We start from the raw sequence: 21,674 nt of genomic DNA, 5'->3' as shown, positions 1-21,674 counted from the left end.
GGAGATCCGCCGCCCCCGGCCGACCGGCCCCGGGACCTGCTCGGCGTCGCCGACGCGGTGACCGGGGCCGTTCTCACCCCTCCAGGCGTTTGAGGACCTCGGGCAGGTCGCAGGTGTGCGCGACCGTCAGCCGCCGGGTGGCGCGCGTGACCGCCACGTAGAGGTCGTTGGCGCCGCGCGGCTGCTCCAGCAGCGCGTCCGGCTCCACGACCACCACCGAGTCGAACTCCAGCCCCTTGGACTCGGTCGCGGTCAGCACCACCACCGACTCCTCCAGGGCGTCCCTGACCGGGCCGGGGCGGGCGGCGTCCGGAAGCGCCTCCGCGACCTCGGCGAGGTGGCGGTCGGACGTGATGACCGCGACACGGCCCGCGCCGGCCTCCGCCGCCTCCTCGGCCACGATCCCCGGCAGCCCCTCGGCCAGGGACACCAGCCGCACGGCGCGCGGCGGCTCACCGTCCTCGCGCACCGATTCGGGGACCTCCTCGCCGGGCGCCGCCTCGCGCAGCACGTCGGCGGCCACCGCCATGATCGGCGCCGGGGTCCGGTAGTTCACGAGCAGCCGCTCCACGTGCACCTTGCCGGGGGCGTAGGGCTCCAGGACATCCGTCCACGAGCGGGCGCCCGCCGCGCTGCCGGTCTGCGCCACGTCGCCGACCACGGTCAACGACCTGGTCGGCACCCGCCGCATCACCGTGCGCCACGCCATCGGCGACAGCTCCTGGGCCTCGTCCACGATCACGTGCCCGTACGCCCACTCCCGGTCCTCGCCCGCCCGCTCGGCGGTGGTGCGGCGCGGGCCGCTGTCGCGGTGCCGGTCGGCCAGGGCCTCCGCGTTCATCATCTCGTCCTCGGCCAGGCCGGTGAACTCCAGCACGCCCTGGGCGAACCGCACCTCCTCGGCGCGCTCCTCCTCGGCTCGGCGCTCCCGGATCCGCTCGTCGGTGTCGTCGCGCCCCAGCACGTCGGCCGCCTCGTCCAGCAGCGGCACGTCCTCGACCGTCCACGGCGACCCGGGGGAGCGCAGCAGCGCCGCCCGGGAGGCCCCGTCCAGGCCGACCCGCGCACCGACGCGCTCCAGCGCCGCCGCGTCGGTGAGCAGTTCGCGGACCAGGCGCTGCGGGGACAGGTCCGGCCACAGCGCGTCCAGTGCTTGCCGCACCGGCGCCTCGTGCCAGAGCCGCTCTCCCACGAACGGCAGGTCGTCGTCCTGGACGGGGCGGGACAGCAGCACGGACTCGGCCCGCGCCAGCTCGTTCAGCAGGGTCCGCACGACGTACTTGCGCGCCGTGTTGTGGGCCAGCGGAAGTCCGCGCGCGGTGTCCAGCACCCGCCGGCAGGTCTCCTCCGGGACGGTGAGCGCTCCCGCGTCGGCCTCCACCACCAGCTCTCCCGACCCGAACGCCTCGAGCGGGGTGCGCTGGCGGTCGAGCACGGCCGCCGCGACGAGGCCGGCCATGAGCGGGGAGCCCTTGACCGCGGCGGTCCCGTAGGCGTCGTGCGCGGTCGCCTCCACCCCCGGGAACAGCTCCCCGAGGGTGCGCATCACCACGTCGGTCTCGCCGAGGGAGGGCAGCACGTCGCTCACGTAGCGCAGGAACGCCGTGTTGGGTCCCACCACCAGCGCCCCGCGGCGCTCCAGCACGTTGCGGTGGGTGTAGAGCAGGTAGGCGGCGCGGTGCAGGGCGGCGACGGTCTTGCCGGTGCCGGGTCCGCCCTGGACGACGAGGATCCCGGCGAGCCGGGCGCGGATGACCCGGTCCTGCTCGGACTGGATGGTGGCGACGATGTCGGCCATCCGCCCGGTGCGCTCGCGGTGCAGCGACTCCAGCAGGGCGGCCTCCCCGACGAGCTGGCGCCGGTCGCCCTCGGAGAGTCCGGCTGAGTCGAACACCTCGTCGTCGAGCCCGGTCACCCTGCGCCGACGCACCCGCAGGTGGCGGCGGCGCGTGAGTCCCTGCGGGTCGCCGGGGGTGGCGGCGTAGAACGGCCGGGCGGCCGGGGCGCGCCAGTCCACGAGGATGGTCTCGTGCTCGGTGTCGCGCAGGCCGATCCGGCCCACGTAGCGGGCCTCGGGGCCGTCGTCGTGGGAGATGTCGATCCGGCCGAAGCACAGCCCCTCCTCGACCGCGCTGAGCTGGGCGCGGCGCCGGGCGTGCTCGTAGGCGCGCGTCTCGCGCTCCACGAGCGCTGCGTAGCCGGTCTGCGCGTCGAGCTGGACCTCGGCGAGCTGCTCGGCGGTGCGGGCGCGCAGGACGTCGAGCCGCTCGTACATCGTGCCGACCCGGGCCTGCTCCGCGGCCAGGGCGGACTGCTCCGGTGACGCCTCCCCGGCGTCGTCTTGACAGAACTGCATGTGCTTGATATCCTACCTGTTGCAGGTAACTATGTTTTTGCTCGGAAAAGGCACAGTGGGTTCCGAAGCCTAGCACAGTCCTCCGCTCCTCGACCGACCGGCTCGTCCAGCGTCCCGCCCTCCTCCTGCGGGACACGGGCGCCGACTTCCCCGTCGGACTCCCCGAGCCCCCTCGCACCCGCTACACTCGGGCCCATGCGAATCACCTCGCCCCGAGCCCAGTGGTGGCGCCGCCTCTAGGCGGTGCTCCGATCTCGCATACCCCAGCGACCGCCCCGGACCGGCGGTCGTTCGTGTTTTCACGGCCCCGGCCGGTGCGGCCAACCCGTCCGCACACTGCGCAAAAGGACCGGCCGTGAACGCCAGCGCCACACAGACCACCACGTACAGCACCCCGGGCGGCGTGACCGTCCACCGCAGCGCCACCCCCTGCGACCCGGAGGTCCTCACCGACCTCGTCCGGTCGGTCGAGTACCGGCGCGGGGGCGTCCTCTCCTCCGGGATGGAGTACCCGGGCCGTTATGACCGCTGGCACCTGGGCTACGTGGACCCGTGCCTGGAGATCACCACCCGCGGACGCCGCGTCACCGCCACCGCCCTCAACGACCGCGGACGCGTGCTCCTGCCGGTCCTGGCCCGGGCGCTGGACACCGTCGGCGCCACCGACGGGCGCGACCGCGACCAGGTCTGCGTCGTCGTCCCCGAACCCGACCCCGACGCTTTCTTCACCGAGGAGGAGCGCAGCCGGCGCCCCAGCGTCTTCACCGCCCTGCGGGCCGTCATCGCCTCCCTGCGCAGCCCCGAGGACGCCAACCTGGGCCTGTACGGGGCGTTCGGCTACGACCTCTCCTTCCAGTTCGAGCCGATCGAACAGCACATCGAGCGCGACCCGGACGACCGGGACCTGGTCCTGCACCTGCCCGACGCCGTCATCGTGCGCGACCGCAAGCGCGAGACCTGCGTGCGCTACACCTACGAGTTCACCGTCCCCGGCGAGGGGGACCGCCCCGGGGCCACCACCGAGGGCCTGCCGCGCGAGACCGAGCCGACGCCGCCCGTGGTCGCCTCGGAGGTTCCCGAGGGTCCCGAACCGGGTTCCTACGCCAGGGTCGTCGCCCGGGCCAAGGAGAAGTTCCGCCGGGGCGATCTGTTCGAGGTCGTCCCGGGCCACCGCACCTACGCCCGCTGCTCCTCGCCCGCGCGCTTCTACGAGCTGCTGCGCGAGCGCAACCCCGCGCCCTACGAGTTCTTCTTCAACCTGGGGGAGGGCGAGTACCTGGTCGGGGCCTCCCCGGAGATGTTCGTGCGGGTCACCGGTGAGCCGGGGGCCGGCCAGCGCGTGGAGACCTGCCCGATCTCCGGCACCATCCGGCGCGGGGAGGACGCCCTCGGGGACGCCGAGAACATCCAGGAGCTGCTGTCCTCCGTCAAGGAGAAGTCCGAGCTGACCATGTGCACCGACGTGGACCGCAACGACAAGTCGCGCGTGTGCGAGCCCGGCAGCGTCCGGGTGATCGGCCGCCGTCAGATCGAGATGTACTCCCGCCTCATCCACACCGTGGACCACATCGAGGGCACTCTCCGCCGCGACTTCGACGCACTGGACGCCTTCCTGACCCACATGTGGGCGGTCACCGTCACCGGCGCCCCCAAGACCTGGGCCATGCGGTTCATCGAGCAGAACGAGTCCAGCCCCCGCCGCTGGTACGGAGGCGCCGTCGGCGTCGTCAACTTCGACGGTTCCATGAACACCGGCCTCACCCTGCGCACCGCCCACATCCGTGACGGCGTGGCCGCCGTGCGGGTGGGCGCCACCCTCCTCTACGACTCCGACCCCGAGGCGGAGGAGCGCGAGACCTTCCTCAAGGCGCGCGCACTGCTGGAGACCCTCGCCCTGGGAGAGGAGGCCGCACGCCAGGAGGCCCTCGCCGCCGAGGGGGCGCCCGCGGACCCGGAGCCGGTCGCGGCCCCCGCGGCGGACCTGCCCGGCGAGGGGATGCGGGTCCTGCTCGTCGACCACGAGGACTCCTTCGTCAACACCCTCGCCGACTACGTGCGCAGGCACGGGGCCGAGGTCACGACCGTCCGCTACGGGTTCGACCCCTCGCTCCTGGACCGGCTCGCCCCCGACCTGGTGGTGATCTCGCCCGGCCCCGGCCTTCCGGAGGACTTCGGGATGTCCGCCCTGCTGGACGCCCTCGCCGCCCGGAACCTGCCGGTGTTCGGGGTGTGCCTGGGCCTCCAAGGCATGGTCGAGCACGCCGGCGGCGAGCTGCGCACCCTGGCCGACCCGGTGCACGGCAAGCCGGGCCGCGTCCGGGTGTCCGGCGGGCGGCTCCTCAGCGGGCTGAGCGAGGAGGAGGCCTTCCCCGCGGCCCGCTACCACTCCACCTACACCCTTCCCGACCTCGTGAAGGGCTTCGAGGTCACCGCCGTCCTGGACGGCGGCGCGGACGAGGAGGAGGTCGTGATGGCGATCGAGGACCCGGCGACGCGCCGGTACGCCGTCCAGTTCCACCCCGAGTCGATCCTGACCGCGAGCGTCGGGGAGGGGATCGTGGCGCGGGCACTGCGCCTGGCCCGGGACTGACGCCTCCGGAGAGGACGGCGGATCGGGGCCCGCACGTGGCCTGTGCCACGTGCGGGCCGCCTCACCTGCACCGATGCCACCAAAGCAAAACAAATCACCGCACACTGTTTGATGATTTCGTTATAGGACAGTGGTTGTGTATGGGTATTTTGCTAACGATCCTCGGAGTCATCCTCATCGTCGCCGGTGTTCTCGGAGTGCTGCGGGGGCAGCTCCTCTGGGGCATCATCTCCATCGTCGTCGGGCTGGTTCTGGCCCCCGGTACCTTCTACGGCCTCTAGCCGGTGAAGGCAGGCCCGCCGCCGAGCGGGGAACCTCCACCACGCCGACAACACCGATACCGGTCCGAGGGCCGGGTGTCCTCCCGGGCGCATCGCCAGGGAGGACACCCGGCCCTCTCCCGTCCCCGGACGTGTACCCTCGGGTGAGGCTAATCGGCCCCGCCCCCACACACGCCCCCGTGCCCCCGGAACCCCTGGTCACGGCGTTCAAGCGTGCCCGGAGGCGGGGCCCACCGAACGGGAGGCAGTGCTGTGAAGAGGGTCGAGCCGCAGGTTCGTCTGGTCGCGCGTCCGCAGGTCGACTACGACGCGATCACCGACTACCTCAAGGAGGTCGGCGGTGAGGCGTGGATCGAGCGGTTCGACCGCGGCGAGCTCGACGCGCACCTCAACGATCCGCAGAACCTCGCCGAGTTCGCCGGGCGCCTGTGCTACCGCTCCTGGGAGCCGGGCCTCAACCCGAACGTCACGCGCGTGCGCACCGACCAGGACCAGTACCTCGGCAACATCCTGGCCAGCCTGCACGGCTCGGTCCTGGAGCACGTCAGCTTCAGCTTCGTCCTGCACAACGTGTCCCGGGTGCTCACCCACGAGCTGATCCGGCACCGTCCCGGCGTCGCCGTCTCGCAGGAGTCGCTGCGCTTCGTGCGCCTGAGCGACCTGCCCTTCTGGTTCCCGGACTGGGCGGAGGAGGACCCGGAGCTGATGGAGCGGGCCACGGCCATGCTCCAGCAGATGGAGGAGTTCCAGCTCTGGATGGCCGACCACTTCGGCCTGGACGACGACGGCGTCAAGTTCGCGGAGAAGAAGCACAAGACGTCCTTCATGCGCCGCTTCGCCCCCGAGGGCGTCGCCACCGGCCTGGTGTGGACCGCGAACGTGCGCACCCTGCGCCACACGCTGGAGGCGCGCACCGCCCCGGGCGCCGAGGAGGAGATCCGCCTGCTCTTCCACCTGATCGGCGAGACCCTCAAGAAGGAGGCCCCCGCGCTCTTCGGCGACTACGAGGTCGAGGACGGCGCGTGGGTGCCGCGGTGGCGCAAGGTCTGACCCCTTTCCGCGCGCGACCGGTGGGTCCGGTCCCGCGTCGGCACACGGCCCGCCGGCCCCGGCCCGACCCGGGGCCGGCGGGCCATTCGCACGGGGGTGCGACACCGCGTCCCCGCGCCGCGCCGGGGGACCGCGTCCGCTAGGTTCGTGGGCACGGAGCACCCGAGTGGAAGGACCGTGGCATGGGCGGCGAGGAACCGCGTACCGACCGGGGGGCCAGAACGGTGCGGGCGTCCGCCGCCGCGGTCTACCGCGCCATGACCGATCCGGGCTCCCTCGAGGCGTGGCTGCCGCCGGAGGGGATGACCGGCCGGATGGAACGCTTCGAGCCGTGGGCCGGCGGAGGCTTCCGCATGGTGCTGACCTATCTCGACCCGGCCGCCGGACACGGCAAGTCCTCCGATGCCAGCGACGTCACCGAGGTCGGCTTCGCCGAGCTGGTCCCGGGGGAGCGGATCGTGCAGCGCGTCGCCTTCGAGTCCGAGGACCCCGCGTTCGCCGGGACGATGACGATGACCTGGCGGCTGGCCGAGACGGGGGAGGGCACCGAGGTGACGGTCGAGGCGGTCGATGTGCCCCGGGGCATCTCGCAGGCCGACCACGAGGACGGCCTGGCCTCGTCCCTGGCCAACCTCGCGGCCCACGTCGAGGCCTGACCGCCCGTCGGCGCGTACGCCTCAGCCGTCGGCGGCCAGTCGGCCCAGCTGCTCCTGCACCTTTTCGGCCCGGGGGTCGCCGTGGTCGCGCAGGTAGTCCAGGGCGGCCTCCAGCGCCTCCCGGGCGCCCTCCCCGTCACCGAGGGCGACGCGGGCCTGCGCCAGCCCGATCAGCGCCATCGCCCGGCTGTCCCGGTCGTCGCGTTCCTCGAAGACCTGGATCGACGACAAGTACTCCGCCACCGCGTCCCCGGCCCGCGCCGAACCGGTGAGGATCCGCCCCAGCGTGCAGCGTGCCCACGCCGTGCTCCACACGTCGCCGATGTCCTCGAACATCCGCATCGCGGCCCGGCAGTGTCCCAGTGCGGTGTCGAGCCCGCCGAGGTCCGCGCGGAAGTCGGCCAGGCTGAGCAGCCCCATGGCCTCTCCTCGCCGCTCCCCTGCCTCGCGAAAGACTTCGATGGCCCGTTCGACGGTCTCCACGGCCTGGCCGTCGCGCTCCCCGCGCTGCCAGGCCACCACACCGAGCTGACGCAGAGCGAACCCCTCCACCCACGGGTCGCCGGCCTCGCGGTTGGAGGCCAGGGCAGCCCGGTAGTGGCGCACGGCCGCGTCGAGGTCGCCGAGCAGCCATTGGGCGTCGCCCATCCCCAGGTGGTTGCGGGCCGTCCCGAAGGCGTCGCCCGCGTTCTCGGCCGCCCGCAGGCCGACGGTGTGGAGGTCACGCCACTCGTGCCAGTACCGGCGCAGTTCGAACAGCCCGTAAACGGTCGCGGGCAGTCGCCAGGCGGTGTCGTGGTGGCCGTGTTCCAGAGCGGTGCCCACAACGGCGACCAGGTTCGTTCGCTCGGTCTCGAACCACTCCAGGGCGTCGCGCACCGAGCCGAGTGCGGGAAGTTCGTGGCCCTGCCCCGCTCCCGGCACGGCGGGGAATTCGGGGTGCTCCGCGAGCTGTGCCCGGGCGGCGGCGTGCGTGTACCACTGCGCGATCCTCCCCACCGCCTCGCCCACGGCCCCGGCCTCCTCCTCGGCACGGACCCGCTCGATGGCGTAGAGCCGCACCAGGTCGTGCAGCCGGTATCGGTTCTCCCGCAGACGTTCGACCAGGTTCGCGCGGGTCAGATGGTCCAGGCGCCGGCGGGCCTCGGGCAGAGGGGCGTCGGCGAGTGCGGCAGCGGCCTCGCCGGAGAACTCCGTCCCCGGATGCAGCCCCAGCCGCCGGAAGAAGCGGGAGGTGTCGTCGTCCAAGGCCTGGTACGAGGCCGCCATCACTGCACGCAGATCACTCAACTCGTCCTCCTCCGCGAGGGCGTCCAGACGGGAATCCTCGGTGGCGAGTTCGCTCACGAGGGCGCTCAGCGTCGCGTCCGGCCGGGCGATGAGGCGCTCGGCGGCCACGCGGAGAGCCAGGGGGAGGCGTGCGCAGTGCTCGGCCAGTTCGTGTGCCGCACGCGGTTCCGAGTCCACCCGTACCCCGACCGTGTTGCGTAGCAGGTTCACCGAATCGGCTACGGGAAGGACGCCCAACGCGAGACGCCGGGCCCCTTCGCGCGCGACGAGCCCGGCCAGCGCGCTGCGGCTGGTCACCACGACCATGCAACCGGGTGACGCCGGAAGGAGGGGGCGTACCTGCGCCGGGTCGAGCACGTCGTCGATGACGACCAGAAGCCGCTTGCCGTCGAGTTCGGACCGATAGAGGGCCGCGCGTCCGTCCAGGTCCATGGGGATGCGGTCCGGTGGGACGCCGAGAGCACGCAGGATGGTGTCGAGGATCTGGCCGGCTTCGGCGCGTGGGCCGGGGCCGTGCCCGTGGACACCGGCGTAGAGATCGCCGTCGGGGAACCGCCCCCGCGCCCGGTGCGCCCAGTGGACGGCCAGAGCGGTCTTGCCCACACCCGGTGGGCCGACGAGCACCGCGACCGGGACCCCGGCTCCGGCCTCGGCCGCCAGCGTGTCCAGGTGTTGGAGATGGGCGGTACGGTCCACGAACGCTGTGGCGGCCAGTGGTAGTTGTCGCGGGACCCGAACGGGTCCGGCGGGCCCGGAGACGATATGGATGCCGCCGTGCACGAGACCCGCTTGCACCGCCACATCGGGACTGCCGTGCACGGTGTTCGCGGTCCGGTGGTCGTCGATGTCGGTCACAGGGGGCGCATGTCGGCGTCGAAGCGCCTCTGGTACTCGGTGAAGGGGATCGCCCGGTGCAGTGCCCGGTCACGCACCGCGTTGGCCCGGACGATCTCCTGCGGGTCGCAGACCAGTTCGGGGGTGAGCATGCTGCCGTCCGGGGCGTAGTTCATGCGCACCAGCCGTTCGGAGTCGAAGAGCCAGTAGTCCTGCCGGGGGATGCCCTCGGGCCAGGTGTCCTCGGTGACGGGGAGGATGTTGACCTCCTCGCCCGCTTGCACGCTGGAGCGGTAACCCCACACCGATTCGAACCGAAGGTAGTCGGTCAGCGGTTCGACGACCACGTGGACCCGGTTGAACCGTCGGCTTCCGCCGACGAGGCGCGCCCAGGCATCGTGCGACTCGGACGTGATCACCTCGCCATCCTCGAGAAAGCGCCGGAAAGCCTCCTTCTCGTAGCCCACGTCGTAGACCTGGAGGGTCTCCAGCCGGAACGCCGTGTACCGGCATTCGTCGAAGAAGCGGTCGAACTCGTCCCCGCCCACAGGCCGAGAGCGGACACCTGTCGAGGTCACGCGTCCCTCCGCCGGAAGCGCTCGACGGCGGCGAGGACGATCTCGGGGGAGATGCGGACCGCGGTCTCGCCCGGCAGGGGATCGACCAGCTTCGCGAAGTCGGCGTCGTCGAGGCCGGCGCCCTGGATGACGAAGTCACCCGTGTCGCTCAGGTAGACGGAAGGGCAGCCCTTGTTCACCGACTTGTCGTCCTTGGCGAGCAGTTCCAGTTCCATGGCTCTCCGTTCAGGCCCCGGCGGAACGTTCCCAGGCCTTCGAAGCTAACACGGAACCCTTGCGCCGTAGGGCTTTCGGCCACATCCGGTCTCAGCCCTCCACGTATCTTCGCCGTATCTGTTCTACTTCGTCCCCGTCGTTCTCACGCGACGCGCGGACGAGCCGCTTGACGTCGGCGGCGGCGAGCGCGTCGCGCAGGGCACGCGTCTGGGCCGTGTCACGCGGATCGGCGCGTCCCCCGGCGTCGTCCATCTCTTCCCTCCTGCATGTGTCCTACCCGAACGGGCCGAACGTACGGGGTGGGACGGCCGTCCCCGGCGCGTTCGCGTCCGACCGCGGTCGCCCGGCGCCCGGAGCGGCCGCGGGGGACGAGGCCCGTCCCGTGCCGTGGTCGGCGGGCCCTCCTCCAGTGAAGCGCATCCGCCTCCTCCTCAGGGGCCCATCCGGACGGCCCGTGCCACGGGGGAGTCCCGCACCCGGCCCCACCTGCGGGGCGGCGCTGTCGGAGGCGTAGCATTCGCCGCGCGTCCGGGACCCGCCGGTCCCCGGCGCATGCACCGGCACCCGTGTGGAGAGGCCCACCATGGACGAACAGCCCCGTACGACGGTCTTCCGCGACCTGCGCCCCCTGGGCGGCGACCCCGTCGACCTGGTCGTGGTCGACGGAACCGTGGCCGCGGAACCCGTGGGGGAGGCGGCCGTCGTCGACTGCGGAGGGCGGATCGCCCTGCCGACCCTGGTCGACGCCCACATCCACCCCGACAAGACGACCTGGGGCGAGCCATGGCACTCCCGGAGCCCGGCACGGGGCATCGCCGAGTTCGGGGCCCAGGACGCCGAGCTCTTCCGGGCCTCGCCCACGCCGGTCGGCGTCCGCGCGGAGCGGCTCATGGCCCACGCCGTCACCCGGGGCACGCGCGCCGTGCGCGCGCACGCCGACGTCGCGCCCGTCTACGGGCTGGAAGGGCTGGAAGGGGTCCGGCGGGCGGCGCGCAACCTGGGGCACGCCCTGGACGTCCAGACCGTCGCCTTCCCCCAGCACGGCGTCCGGCGCTCGCCCGGGACCGATGGCCTTCTGGAGGAGGCCGTCAGGACGGGGCTCGCCGACCTGGTCGGCGGCATCGACCCGGAGGGCTTCGACGGGGACCCCGACGGCCAGCTCGACCTGGTCTTCGGCATCGCGGACCGCCACGGCGTCGGCGTCGACATCCACCTGCACGACCACGGCGACCTGGGCGTGCGCACCATGGACGCCGTCATCGAGCGCACCCGCGCCCTCGACATGGGCGGCTCCGTCACCGTCAGCCACGCCTTCTGCGTGGCCCTGGCGGGTGAGGACTTCGACCGGCTGGCCGCACGGATCGGCGCCGCCGGGATCTCCCTGACCACGGTCGCCCCCGACACGGCCCGGGTCCTGCCCGTCGCGCGCCTGCGCGAGCACGGTGTCCTCGTGGGCGTCGGCTCGGACGGGGTCCGCGACTCCTGGAGTCCCTTCGGGGACGCGGACATGCTCCACCGCGCCCACATGACGGCCAGGGCGCTGCGCTCGCGTCTGGACGAGGAGCTGTCCGACGCCTACCTCACCGCCGCGCACTCCGGCGCGGAGGTGGTGGGGCTGCCCGCCGCCGATCTGGCCGTGGGCTCTCCCGCCGACTTCCTGCTGGTGGACGGTGAGTGCCTGCCGCAGGTCGTGGTGGACCTCCCCCCGCGCCGGACGGTCGTCCGTGCGGGGCGCGTGGTCGCCCGGGACGGGCGCCTGGTCTGACCCGGGCACGGCCGGGTCCGCCGGTCCCCGTCCGTCAGTAGAGGTCGTCCAGGGTCCGGAGGAGGGCGCGGAACTCACGCGCGCGTCGGGAGGTCATGCGGTGGGCCACGGCCGCCGGCTCGGAGCGGGCCTCCTACGGGTCGCCGCAGCACTCCCACACCCCGCAGCTGTCGTCGCGCTCCTCCCACAGCCGGTGGTGCGGCGTGTGCACGAACCGCCGCCAGATCTCCCACAGGGTGCGCGTCCGTCCCGGGGACATCTCCGGGCGCCGGTGTTCGAGCCGAGATATCTCGGCCGACGCCGGCCCCGGGAGACCGTCGATCGCCGTGTGCCGTCGCCGTCCCCGGGGCAGGGCCCCGGAGCGGACGTCTCCCGGCCGCCTACGCGGCACGGTCCTTCCGGTCGTCGTGCATGGGACGGATTGTGCCAGAAGCCCTGTCGCCGTGGCCATACCCGTGTTCCGAGCGTAGTTGCACGGCTACCCGGAATGCGCTTTCCGTGTTAGGTTCCGGATTCCTGGGAGCGCTCCCTGTCCCCGCTCACCCCTCCCGGGACGCCGCCGTCCCGGAGTTCGCACAGGAGAAGCACCGATGACACCCACCCCCACCGCCGGAGGGCGCGGCCGGACCCGCACCCCCGGACCGCGGCGACGCGCCCGCCGCCTCCTGCTCAACACGGCGCTCGCCGCCGGCCTGGCCCTGGGCACGGTCGCCGCGGCCGCCCAGGCGCCTGCCGCACCCGGGCCCCACGACGTCCGGAACGCGGGCGGCGACCGGAGCACCGCGGCCGCCGCGTGCGGCGACAGCGGCTTCGACGCCGAGGCCTACCTGCTCGGCTCCACCTGGGTCGCGCGCAACGGCGGCACCGTCCTCTACGAGGGCGGCGACATGCTCACCGCCATGCGCACGGCCGTCGCCAGCCTCACCCCCGGCCGCTCCTCCCAGGAGCGCGTGGTGGTGTGGCAGTCGGGCACCGTCCCGGGCAACGCCTCGCTCGACCTGCCGAGCCACACCTCCCTGGAGGTCTGCGGCACCCTCCACGTCTCCGGCGCGGTCGCCGCGGACCACGCCCCGGTACGGGTGCGCAACGCCCAGAACGTCTCCGTGCCCCACCTGTCGGTCACCGGCGCCCCCTACTTCGGGGTCTTCGTGCGGGGCTCCCAGCAGGTGCACCTCGGCCAGATCGACCTGCGCCTCTCCTCGGGCCTGGGCATACGCGTCGACAGCCGGGGCAGCGACGCCGCGCGCACCACCCGCGACATCACCATCGACGACGTCTACGTCTCCGGCACGAACAACCACGGCGTGGAGACCTACAGCGTCGACGGGCTCACCATCGGCACCGTCACCGCCCGCGACACCGGGTACTCCGGTCTGCTCCTCAACAACACGGTCAACGCCGACGTCGGCCTGGTGGACGCGGTGGACGCCGGAACGGGCACCGGCTACGCCGCCTTCCGCATGGCCAACCGCAACGGGCGGATCGGGAACGGGTACCCGGACAACATCCGGGTGGGCGAGGTGCGCGCCAGGGGAGGCGGTCGAGGCATCTTCTGCGTCTCCGAGAGCGGGGGCGCGGTGATCGAGCGCGTCGACATCGCGCAGACCGGGAGCAACGCGGTCCTGGTCGAGAACTGCCACAACGTCACCGTCGCCGAGGACGGCGGGACGATCGCCGGCCCCGGCGACATCCGGATCGCCGCCCGGACCGAGTTCGCCAACACCTCGGACATCACGTTCGAGAACCTGAGGCTGGTGAACACCGCGCTCAACGAGAACCCGTGCGCGACGGGCACGGTCGTCCGCAACGTCACCTGGGACAACAGTCGGGACAACACCTGCTGATCCCGGTGGGCGAGGACGCCGGGACCCGCCGGAGCGCTCCGGCGGGCCCCGGCCGCGCCAGGGGCCGTCTATCCTTCTACGCACTCGACGCCCGGCCCCCGTCGGGCGCGGAACGGAGGAAGCCGAGCCCGTGAAGACCATCGCGACCGTCACCCCCGACGACGTGCTCCGGCGCTTCCGCGCCACCCACCCCGTGAGCGACGAGGTCTCCCGGCGCACCAACGAGTACGCGGAGGGGATCCTCGACCTCGCCTCCCGCCAGCTGGGCGGCACGTGGCACAGGGTCGCCCTGGACCGCCAGGACGTCCTGGCGACGGTCCTGCCCTGGCACACGGGGGAGGGCGGCGAGTTGGTGCTGGTCGACCCCGAGGGGACGACCGTGGCCGACGCCGCGGCCACCCTCTCGTCGTGGGAGGGCCGCTACACCGAGAGCAACCCGGTCTGCTGGGGGAAGCTGGCCTGGCACGCCGCGGCCGATCCCAGCCCCGTCTTCCTGAGCTCCTCGGCCGTGGACCACCCCTACTACGCGAGGCTCGAACGCACGGACGCCCTGACCCACCTGGACGGCCTGCACCGCATGCTCGCCTGGGCGCTCTCGGGACGTCTGCCGGACGAACCCCGTCTGGAGGCCTACGTGGCCGGTCCCCTGTAGGTCCCCGGGCCCGGACCATGCGGCGTGGACGCGTCCCCGTACGCCCTCCCCGGCCCGTGCGTCCCTCCGGCCCGCGCCCCGCTCCCGGAGCCCCGGGGCGGGCCCGGCCGCCGCCCCCCTCCCCCGTCGCCCCGTGACGGGCACGGGTCAGGGGCAGACCGAGGCCAGGGAACGGGCCAGGGCCGCGGCGCCGACCCGGTCGAGCCCCCGCCCGTCCGCGACCTCCCGGGTGCTCCGGGCGAGGTCCGCCCCGCAGTCCGGGGAGCGCAGGGCGGGGCCGGCGTCGGCCAGCGCACGCACCAGCTCGGGGGTGAGCCGGTCCAGCTCGGCCCGGACCCGGGAGAGGTCGGGCTCCGACCCCGGCCCGCCGCCGGGGTCCGCGTGCCATCGGGCGTGCAGGCTCCGCTGCACCGTCTTGTTGGCCTCGATCTGGTCGCGGACCACCGCCGCGACGGCCTCCGGCTCCACCCCGAGCGCCAGCGCGTGGCGCCCGGCCGCGGCCAGGACCTCCCTCTCGCGTTCGGGGGAGTCGACCGGGTCGCCGCTGTGCCACTTGGCCGCCGCCACGGGCAGGGCCGTCGCGAGCCGGTCGGCGGACAGTTCCACGAGCTCGCCCGGTCCCGCGGCTCGGGCGGGGCCGGCGGCGGGGCAGAGGAGCGACAGGACGGCCAGCGGGACGGCCACGGCTGCGCGCACGGCGGATTCCCTCGGACGGTGCGGGCGGGGACCCCCGGAGTGTATCCTTTCGTGTTCGTTCATGCGCCGTGGGTGACGGTCCGCGCTCGAAAGTCCATGGGGGACAACGGCGCCCCTTGCGCGCGTCAAGGGCGGGAGGCCGGGAAAAACTTCTGCTCAATTCTCGGCCTCGGCCCGTTAGCGGCTCCCCTCCACGGCTCTTCCCGCAGGCCACGAGGGGTAGGGGTGAGGTCGTACGAGGCCGGGGCACCCGGTGTTCCGGCGGGGGACCGCAGAGAAGGGGAGGGACCATGGCACGCGACCGCGCACCCGGAGATCTCATCGGGCACCACGTCCTGGACGAGGAGGGCCACAACGTCGGCAAGATCAAGCAGGTCTACCTGGATGACGAGACGAACGAGCCGAGCTGGGTGTCGGTCGAGACCGGCCTGTTCGGCCGGAACGAGACGCTCGTGCCCCTCCAGGGCTCCCGGCCCAAGGAGGAGGACATCCAGGTGCCCTTCGACAAGTCCACGGTGAAGGACGCCCCGAACATCGACGCGGACAGGCACATCTCCCCGGAGGAGGAGCGGCTGGTCCGCGACTACTACGCACGCCACGGCAGTGTGGACGCCACCGCCGGCGAGCGCGCGGGCGGCGCCCCCTCGGACGCCATGGGGGACCGGGCCGGCGCCGCCGGGACCGCCGGAGTGGCCGGGACCGCCGGAGTGGCCGGCGACGCGGACGGGCCCGAGGCGGACGACATCTCCATGGTCCGCTCCGAGGAGCGTGTGGACATCGGTGTGGAGCGCCGCGAGGCCGGCCACGCCAGGCTCCACAAGTACGTGGAGACCGAGCAGTACGACGAGGCGGTCCCGCTGCACCACGACGAGCTCCAGATGGAGCGCCGTCCGGTGACCGACGAGACCAGGGCCGACGACGCCGGGGACATGCACGAGGAGGAGCAGACCTTCACGCTCTACGAGGAGCGGCCGGTCGTCTCCAAGGAGCGCGTGCCCGTCGAGGAGGTCCACGTCCGCAAGCGCGACGTCACCCGTGAGGAGCACGTCCAGGGCGAGCGCCGCAGGGAGAGGATCGAACTGGAGGACGAGGACGGGGAGCCCTCCGGCTCCTGACCGGGGCCGGGGCCGAGCGGTTCCGACCGAGGGCGGGGTGTCGTCCCCGGGCGCGGCCCGGGGACCGCCTACAGTCGCTCGTGTCGGTCACCGGCACGGAGGGGGAGTTCCATGACTGACCCGGGTGACGCGGGCGGGGAGAACACGCAGGGGGAGGACACCGGGGGGGAGGCCGTGCGCGAGCCGGCCGAACCGCGCGGGCGCGAGGCGGACCCCGGGCGCGGCCACACCATCGTGGTGGGCGCCGGCATGGCCGGACTCGCCGCCGCGGACCGTCTGGCGCGGGAGGGGGAGCGCGTCACCGTCCTGGAGGGCCGCGACCGCACCGGCGGGCGCATCCACTCCGTGCGCGGCTGGGGCGGTTCCACGACACTGGACGTGGGGGCCTCCTGGATGCGGGGCGAGGAGAACAACCCCCTCGCCGACCTGGTCAACGAGATCGGTCTGCGCACCGCCGTGTTCAACAGGTCCACCGAGACCGCCTACGACCCCAAGGGGCGGAGGCTGCTCTTCGACCGCCACCGCCGCAACATGGAGGACGTCCACCTCCTCCAGGAGCACATGTACTGGGGGACCGTGGGCGCCAACCCCCGGGAGTCGATGGAGGAGGGCATCAAGCAGGCCCTCTACGACGCCAACCTGGTACGCGCCCGCGCCCGCGACGCCGACGAGATCGTGCACCGCATCGCCGAGAGCGACCACGGCGCGGACGCGGAGGAGATCGCCTTCTCCGCGGTCGCCGCCCGTCACGAGTTCAGCGGTGACGACGTGGTCTTCCCCGACGGGATGGCGCAGATCACCGACCACCTGGCGCGCGGTCTGGACGTGCGCCTGGAGCACGCCGTGCTGTCGGTGGGCCACGGCGGCGACGGCGCGCGGGTGCGGGTCGACACCCCCGAGGGGGAGGAGACCCTGACGGCCGACCGTGTCCTGGTCACCGTGCCGCTGGGCGTCCTCAAGGCGGGGCAGGTCGAGTTCGACCCCCCGCTGTCCGAGGAGAAGCGGGACGCCGTCGAGCGCCTGGGCAACGGCAGCCTGGAGAAGCTGTTCCTGCGCTTCGACGAGGTGTTCTGGGGCGACGCGGAGGTCATCGTCCACCTGGGCGCGGAGGAGGGCACCTGGTTCCACTGGTACGCGGGCCAGCGGGTCCTCGGGGCGCCGGTCCTGGTCAGCCGCAACGGCGGCAACGCGGCCAGGTTCCTGGAGGGCAAGGAGGACGGCGAGGTGGTCGAGCACGCGATGGCCACCCTGCGCGGCATGTTCCGCAAGGCGCCGGACCCGGTGGACCACCTCGTGACCCACTGGGGGGACGACCCGTTCGCGCGGGGCGCCTTCTCCTACACGGCCGTCGGCTCGGGCGACGCGGACCGGGTGGCGCTCGGGAACCCGGTGGGGGACAGCCTGTTCTTCGCGGGGGAGGCGACCGAGATCGAGCACACCGCCACGGTGCACGGCGCCCTGCTGTCGGGCCGCCGCGCGGCCGACCGGGTCCTCACGCTCTAGCGGTTCCCGCGGTGTGCGGGGGAGCGGCCGCGCCGGACGACGCCCGGCGCGGCCGGGAACGCCGGGGGAGGCCCCTTCGTTGGAACCGGTGGAACGGAGCGCGCCGCGGCCGGGTACGCGTCCGTGCTTTCCGAAACAGACACTGCGCTGGTGAAAGGCCCAAAACGTACACGGTACGATTGGCGGGCGATCGTCCCTCGGGCCACGTCGGGGCCCTCGGCCCCCGTCATGGCGGGAAACGACCCACCCGCCCGTTATCGTGGGCGCCATGGGGCGATCCGCGGAAGATGGCAGACTCGAGGCGGGGGGCGATGTGGCCAGCCCGGCGGTCAGTGACCGCATCTGGACGGTTCCCAACCTGCTGAGCATGCTCCGGCTGTTGGGCGTGCCGCTGTTCCTCTGGCTCGTCCTGGTCCCCCAGGCCGACTGGTGGGCGCTGCTGGTGCTCGGCTTCGCCGGGCTCAGCGACTGGCTCGACGGCAAGATCGCCCGCGCCTGGAACCAGACCTCGCGACTGGGCACGGTCCTCGACCCGCTCGCCGACCGGCTCTACATCTTCGCCGCGCTGCTCGGCCTGGTGATCCGGGACATCGTCCCGTGGTGGCTGATGGCCATCCTCGTCCTGCGCGACGTCCTCATCCTCGGCGCGCTGCCGCTCCTGCGCCACTTCGGCTACGGGCCCCTCCCGGTGAACTTCGCCGGGAAGGCCGCCACGCTGTGCCTCCTCTACTCGTTCCCCCTGCTGTTCATCGCGGGCTACGAGTCCACCGTGGCGGATGTGGCGAGAATTATAGGTTGGGCCTTCGCGCTCTGGGGAACTGCTCTCTACTGGTGGGCCGGACTGCTCTACGCCGTACAGGGCCTGCGCCTGATGGCCCAGACCCGCCGCGACGAAAGCGCTGATCGCCACGGGGACCGACCGGTCGCCGGGGACAGTGACCACGTCCGCGGCCACGACACGGATCGACCCGATCCAGCCACATCGGCGACCGCTGACGGCGATCCTGGAGCGGTATCCGAAGGCTCGGACCGGCCGAGCCGCCCGGATCAGGGACGGACCGGACCCTGATCCACCGACGGACCGGCTCACCGCGAGTCCTGTCGGATCGAAAGGGAGTGTCGTCTCCGTCATGAGAACATGTCCCACCGCGCGCCACGGCGCGCGCTCCGAGAACCCGTCCCCCGCCGCGTCCTCCCACGGCACCGTCCTACGGAGGAACCGACGATGAGCACCCACGAGGAAACCCCGGAGAGCGCTTTTCAGGCGCCTCCGATGAAGGCCGTCGTCATGGCCGGCGGCGAGGGGACCCGCCTCCGGCCCATGACCGCCAACCAGCCCAAACCCCTGCTTCCGGTGGTCAACAAGCCCATCATGGAGCACGTGCTCCGCCTGCTGCGCAAGCACGGTTTCACCGAGACCGTGGTCACCGTCCAGTTCCTGGCCACCCTCATCCGCAACTACTTCGGGGACGGCGAGGAGCTCGGGATGAAGCTCCACTACGTCGCCGAGGAGGTCCCCCTCGGCACCGCGGGCAGCGTCAAGAACGCGGAGGAGCACCTGCGCGGGGAGCCGTTCATCGTCATCTCCGGCGACGCGCTCACCGACATCGACCTCACCGACATGGTGCGCTTCCACAAGGAGAGCGGCGCCAAGGTGACCATCGCGCTCAAGCGGGTCCCCAACCCGCTGGAGTTCGGCATCATCATCGTCGACGAGCAGGGCCGGATCCAGCGCTTCCTGGAGAAGCCCACCTGGGGCCAGGTCTTCTCCGACACCGTCAACACCGGCATCTACATCATGGAGCCGGACGTCCTGGACCGGGTCGCCGAGGGGGAGGTGGTCGACTGGTCGGGCGACGTCTTCCCCGAGCTCCTGGAGGAGGGAGAGCCCCTCTACGGCTACATCGCCGACGGCTACTGGGAGGACGTGGGCACACACGAGAGCTACCTGAGCGCCCAGGCCGACGTGCTGTCCGGCAAGGTGGACGTCGACATCGACGGCTTCGAGGTCTCCCCCGGGGTATGGGTCGGCGAGGGGGCGGAGGTCGACCCCCGCGCGATCCTCAAGGGTCCGCTCTACATCGGCGACTACGCCAAGGTCGAGGCGGGCGCGGAGCTGCGCGAGTTCACCGTGGTCGGCAGCAACACCGTGGTGCGCTCCGAGGCCTTCTGCCACCGCACGGTCCTGCACGACAACGTCTTCATCGGCCGGGGCGCCAACCTGCGCGGCTGCGTCGTCGGCAAGAACACCGACGTCATGGCCGCAGCCCGGATCGAGGAGGGGGCGATCGTCGGCGAGGACTGCGTCATCGAGTCCGAGGCCTACGTCAACGCCGACGTCAAGGTCTACCCCTTCAAGACCATCGAGGCCGGCGCGGTCGTCAGCACCAACGTCATCTGGGAGTCGCGCGGGCAGCGCTCGCTGTTCGGCCCCCGCGGCGTGTCCGGGCTGATCAACGTCGAGATCACCCCCGAGCTGGCGGTGCGCCTGGCCAACGCCTACGCCACCACCCTGAAGAAGGGCGCGCTCGTCACCACGTCCCGTGACGTGTCCCGGGCCGCCCGGACGCTCAAGCGCGCGGTGATCAGCGCGCTCACGGCCGCCGCCATCGACGTGCGCGACCTGGAGGTGGTGCCGCTGCCCGTGGCGCGCTTCCACACCTCCCAGAGCGGGGTCAGCGGAGGCATCACGCTGCGCACCACCCCGGGCGACCCGGAGTCGGTGGACATCCTCTTCCTGGACGGGGGCGGGGCCGACCTGTCGCCGGCGGCCCAGCGCAAGCTCGACCGGGTCTTCTCCCGCGCCGAGTACCGCAGGGCCTTCCCCGGGGAGATCGGGGAGCTGACCTTCCCCTCGCGCGGCGTCGAGAACTACTCGCACGACCTGCTGCGCTCGGTCGACACCTCGGGGGTCGCCGAGGCCGGGCTCAAGGTGGTCGTCGACTGCGCGGGCGGCAGCGGCGCGCTCATCCTCCCCTCCCTGCTGGGGCGGATCGGCGTGGACGTCCTCACGGTCAACAACCGGCTCGACGAGGCCTCGCCCACCGACACCGTCGCCAAGCAGAACCGCGACCTGGAGCGCCTGGGCGAGCTCGTCTCGGGCTCGGGAGCCGATTTCGGGGTGCGCTTCGATCCCGTGGCCGAACGGCTGGCCATCGTGGACGGCAACGGCGAGCTGGTCGACAACGACCGCGCCCTGCTGGTCGTCCTGGAGCTGGTCTGCGCCGAGCGCGGGGGAGGCCGTGTGGCGCTTCCCGTCACCACGACCCGGGTCGCCGAGACGGTGGCGGCCGCGCACGGGGTCGAGGTGCACTGGACCGCCACCGCCACGGGCGAACTCACCAAGGCGGTCCAGAGCGGGGGCGAGGACGTCGTCCTGGCCGGGGACGGCCGGGGCGGTTTCGTCGTCCCCGAGTTCAGCCCGACCAGTGACGGCATCGCCGCGTTCGTCCGGCTGCTGGGACTGGTGGCCAGGGACCGCCGCTCGCTGAGCCAGATCGACCGGGCGATCCCCCAGGCGCACCTCCTGCGCCGTTCGGTGCCCACCCCCTGGGCGGTCAAGGGGAGCGTCATGCGCGCCGTCGTGGAGGCGGCTGGGGACCGCCGGCTGGACACCACGGACGGCGTCCGCGTCCTGGAGGCCGACGGCAGCTGGGCGCTCGTCCTCCCCGACACGGCCGAGGCCGTGACCCATCTTTGGGCCGAAGGTCCCGACTCCGACACCGCTCACCGCCTGCTGGACGAGTGGGCGGCCGTGGTCGAACGGGCCGAGGGCTGACCTGTGCGGCGCGCGGGCGAGGGCGGTCCCCCGCCCCCGCCCGCGCGTCGCGTCCGGGGCGGCCGCGGCCCTCCGAGCCGCCCCGAACGCGCTTTTGAGGGATAAAGTGGACATACCACCAGGTCGAGGCCGTCCGATGACGGCAAGGCGAATCCGTGGGGGTTCAACGAGAACCAAACCCCTCGGACGAGCATCAGCATCAGGACAGGTGTTTCACTGTCCCGAGGCCGGCCACCGGTGGAGGCGGCGCCCCGGGCGCCGGGTCCACCGATCCCCGCGCCGCACGAGCGGCCGGGGGCCTACGGCAGGCCGAGGAGGAGCGAAACCCTTCCTGGACAGGGATATGGTTTAAAGTCGAGTGTTCCCTGGAGCGCCGCGTCGCCCACCGGGCCGGGTATCCCGGCAACGGCGGACACCCTGACCGGGGGTGACGAGGAGTACGACACGGGGGATGAGACCTAGCGACCGAC

At 72.7% G+C, this 21,674-nt stretch carries 18 protein-coding genes; 11 read left to right on the top strand and 7 right to left on the bottom strand.

The window, feature by feature from the left end; translation table 11 throughout:
- Positions 1-73 precede the first annotated feature (73 nt).
- Entirely contained in the window at positions 74-2,356 is a 2,283-nt protein-coding gene (locus ACIRPH_RS11975) for a HelD family protein (RefSeq protein ID WP_402912867.1), read from the bottom strand.
- A 355-nt stretch (positions 2,357-2,711) separates the two neighbouring features.
- Here ACIRPH_RS11975 and ACIRPH_RS11970 point away from each other — a divergent pair, with 355 nt between their 5' ends.
- The 4 genes from ACIRPH_RS11970 to ACIRPH_RS11955 all read left to right on the top strand — a co-directional run bounded on the left by ACIRPH_RS11970 (position 2,712) and on the right by ACIRPH_RS11955 (position 6,933).
- Positions 2,712-4,946 (top strand): anthranilate synthase component I, encoded by a 2,235-nt coding sequence (locus ACIRPH_RS11970; RefSeq protein WP_402912865.1) that lies wholly within the window; start codon positions 2,712-2,714, stop codon positions 4,944-4,946.
- Between the two features lie 140 nt (positions 4,947-5,086).
- Positions 5,087-5,227: a GPGG-motif small membrane protein gene (locus ACIRPH_RS11965; RefSeq protein ID WP_402912862.1), complete on the top strand. Its 141-nt coding sequence runs from the start codon at positions 5,087-5,089 to the stop codon at positions 5,225-5,227.
- A 252-nt stretch (positions 5,228-5,479) separates the two neighbouring features.
- A complete protein-coding gene (gene thyX, locus ACIRPH_RS11960; RefSeq protein ID WP_344180732.1) occupies positions 5,480-6,277 on the top strand; it encodes an FAD-dependent thymidylate synthase in 798 nt (265 codons plus the stop codon).
- Positions 6,278-6,459: 182 nt separating this feature from the next.
- Entirely contained in the window at positions 6,460-6,933 is a 474-nt protein-coding gene (locus ACIRPH_RS11955; RefSeq protein ID WP_402912858.1) for an SRPBCC domain-containing protein, read from the top strand.
- Positions 6,934-6,954: 21 nt separating this feature from the next.
- Here the strand turns inward: ACIRPH_RS11955 and ACIRPH_RS11950 are convergent, their stop codons facing one another.
- The 4 genes from ACIRPH_RS11950 to ACIRPH_RS11935 all read right to left on the bottom strand — a co-directional run bounded on the left by ACIRPH_RS11950 (position 6,955) and on the right by ACIRPH_RS11935 (position 10,103).
- Positions 6,955-9,078 carry an ATP-binding protein gene (locus tag ACIRPH_RS11950; protein ID WP_402912856.1) on the bottom strand — a complete coding sequence of 708 codons (2,124 nt, stop codon included), beginning with the start codon at positions 9,076-9,078 and terminating at the stop codon, positions 6,955-6,957.
- Entirely contained in the window at positions 9,075-9,635 is a 561-nt protein-coding gene (locus ACIRPH_RS11945; protein WP_402912853.1) for a DUF6879 family protein, read from the bottom strand. The genes ACIRPH_RS11950 and ACIRPH_RS11945 overlap by 4 nt, the downstream gene beginning before the upstream one ends.
- On the bottom strand, positions 9,632-9,850 hold the full coding sequence (locus tag ACIRPH_RS11940; protein WP_402912850.1) for a hypothetical protein: 219 nt from the start codon (positions 9,848-9,850) through the stop codon (positions 9,632-9,634). Before ACIRPH_RS11940 ends, ACIRPH_RS11945 begins: the two co-directional genes overlap by 4 nt.
- Positions 9,851-9,941: 91 nt before the next feature.
- Complete coding sequence (locus ACIRPH_RS11935) at positions 9,942-10,103, bottom strand: hypothetical protein (protein ID WP_402912847.1); 162 nt, start codon at positions 10,101-10,103, stop codon at positions 9,942-9,944.
- A gap of 331 nt (positions 10,104-10,434) precedes the next feature.
- On the opposite strand from ACIRPH_RS11935, the gene ACIRPH_RS11930 reads away from it, so the two are divergent.
- Positions 10,435-11,616 carry an amidohydrolase gene (locus ACIRPH_RS11930; RefSeq protein ID WP_402912845.1) on the top strand — a complete coding sequence of 394 codons (1,182 nt, stop codon included), beginning with the start codon at positions 10,435-10,437 and terminating at the stop codon, positions 11,614-11,616.
- 133 nt (positions 11,617-11,749) lie between these two features.
- Here the strand turns inward: ACIRPH_RS11930 and ACIRPH_RS11925 are convergent, their stop codons facing one another.
- Positions 11,750-11,875 (bottom strand): hypothetical protein, encoded by a 126-nt coding sequence (locus ACIRPH_RS11925; RefSeq protein WP_402912842.1) that lies wholly within the window; start codon positions 11,873-11,875, stop codon positions 11,750-11,752.
- Between the two features lie 331 nt (positions 11,876-12,206).
- Here ACIRPH_RS11925 and ACIRPH_RS11920 point away from each other — a divergent pair, with 331 nt between their 5' ends.
- Positions 12,207-13,460, top strand: coding sequence for a right-handed parallel beta-helix repeat-containing protein (locus ACIRPH_RS11920; RefSeq protein WP_402912839.1), 1,254 nt, complete (start codon positions 12,207-12,209; stop codon positions 13,458-13,460).
- A 130-nt stretch (positions 13,461-13,590) separates the two neighbouring features.
- Positions 13,591-14,112: a DUF6309 family protein gene (locus ACIRPH_RS11915; protein WP_402912836.1), complete on the top strand. Its 522-nt coding sequence runs from the start codon at positions 13,591-13,593 to the stop codon at positions 14,110-14,112.
- A 147-nt stretch (positions 14,113-14,259) separates the two neighbouring features.
- Here the strand turns inward: ACIRPH_RS11915 and ACIRPH_RS11910 are convergent, their stop codons facing one another.
- Positions 14,260-14,808: a chorismate mutase gene (locus ACIRPH_RS11910; RefSeq protein ID WP_402912833.1), complete on the bottom strand. Its 549-nt coding sequence runs from the start codon at positions 14,806-14,808 to the stop codon at positions 14,260-14,262.
- A 290-nt stretch (positions 14,809-15,098) separates the two neighbouring features.
- Here ACIRPH_RS11910 and ACIRPH_RS11905 point away from each other — a divergent pair, with 290 nt between their 5' ends.
- The 4 genes from ACIRPH_RS11905 to ACIRPH_RS11890 all read left to right on the top strand — a co-directional run bounded on the left by ACIRPH_RS11905 (position 15,099) and on the right by ACIRPH_RS11890 (position 21,204).
- Positions 15,099-15,923 carry a PRC and DUF2382 domain-containing protein gene (locus tag ACIRPH_RS11905; RefSeq protein ID WP_402912830.1) on the top strand — a complete coding sequence of 275 codons (825 nt, stop codon included), beginning with the start codon at positions 15,099-15,101 and terminating at the stop codon, positions 15,921-15,923.
- A gap of 111 nt (positions 15,924-16,034) precedes the next feature.
- Entirely contained in the window at positions 16,035-17,426 is a 1,392-nt protein-coding gene (locus ACIRPH_RS11900) for a flavin monoamine oxidase family protein (protein WP_402912828.1), read from the top strand.
- Positions 17,427-17,739: 313 nt separating this feature from the next.
- A complete protein-coding gene (locus ACIRPH_RS11895) occupies positions 17,740-18,495 on the top strand; it encodes a CDP-alcohol phosphatidyltransferase family protein (RefSeq protein WP_402913317.1) in 756 nt (251 codons plus the stop codon).
- 204 nt (positions 18,496-18,699) lie between these two features.
- The gene (locus ACIRPH_RS11890) at positions 18,700-21,204 is read left to right on the top strand and encodes a sugar phosphate nucleotidyltransferase (protein WP_402913314.1); all 2,505 of its coding nucleotides are present in this window, start codon (positions 18,700-18,702) and stop codon (positions 21,202-21,204) included.
- Positions 21,205-21,674 lie beyond the last annotated feature (470 nt).

Source organism: Nocardiopsis sp. NPDC101807, from assembly GCF_044766605.1.
In the GTDB taxonomy this organism is placed as follows: domain Bacteria; phylum Actinomycetota; class Actinomycetes; order Streptosporangiales; family Streptosporangiaceae; genus Nocardiopsis; species Nocardiopsis tropica.
The sequence above is the reverse complement of the archived record's forward strand: the minus strand, read 5'-3'. Positions and strand labels throughout refer to the sequence as shown.

Bases quoted from the DNA above. Each gene is read 5' to 3' on its own strand.
- ACIRPH_RS11940 (WP_402912850.1), bottom strand. From the start codon at position 9,850: ATGGAACTGGAACTGCTCGCCAAGGACGACAAGTCGGTGAACAAGGGC.
- ACIRPH_RS11955 (WP_402912858.1), top strand. From the start codon at position 6,460: ATGGGCGGCGAGGAACCGCGTACCGACCGGGGGGCCAGAACGGTGCGG.
- ACIRPH_RS11905 (WP_402912830.1), top strand. From the start codon at position 15,099: ATGGCACGCGACCGCGCACCCGGAGATCTCATCGGGCACCACGTCCTG.
- ACIRPH_RS11965 (WP_402912862.1), top strand. From the start codon at position 5,087: ATGGGTATTTTGCTAACGATCCTCGGAGTCATCCTCATCGTCGCCGGT.
- ACIRPH_RS11930 (WP_402912845.1), top strand. From the start codon at position 10,435: ATGGACGAACAGCCCCGTACGACGGTCTTCCGCGACCTGCGCCCCCTG.
- ACIRPH_RS11900 (WP_402912828.1), top strand. From the start codon at position 16,035: ATGACTGACCCGGGTGACGCGGGCGGGGAGAACACGCAGGGGGAGGAC.
- ACIRPH_RS11975 (WP_402912867.1), bottom strand. From the start codon at position 2,356: ATGCAGTTCTGTCAAGACGACGCCGGGGAGGCGTCACCGGAGCAGTCC.
- ACIRPH_RS11920 (WP_402912839.1), top strand. From the start codon at position 12,207: ATGACACCCACCCCCACCGCCGGAGGGCGCGGCCGGACCCGCACCCCC.
- ACIRPH_RS11890 (WP_402913314.1), top strand. From the start codon at position 18,700: ATGAAGGCCGTCGTCATGGCCGGCGGCGAGGGGACCCGCCTCCGGCCC.
- ACIRPH_RS11935 (WP_402912847.1), bottom strand. From the start codon at position 10,103: ATGGACGACGCCGGGGGACGCGCCGATCCGCGTGACACGGCCCAGACG.
- ACIRPH_RS11925 (WP_402912842.1), bottom strand. From the start codon at position 11,875: ATGTCCCCGGGACGGACGCGCACCCTGTGGGAGATCTGGCGGCGGTTC.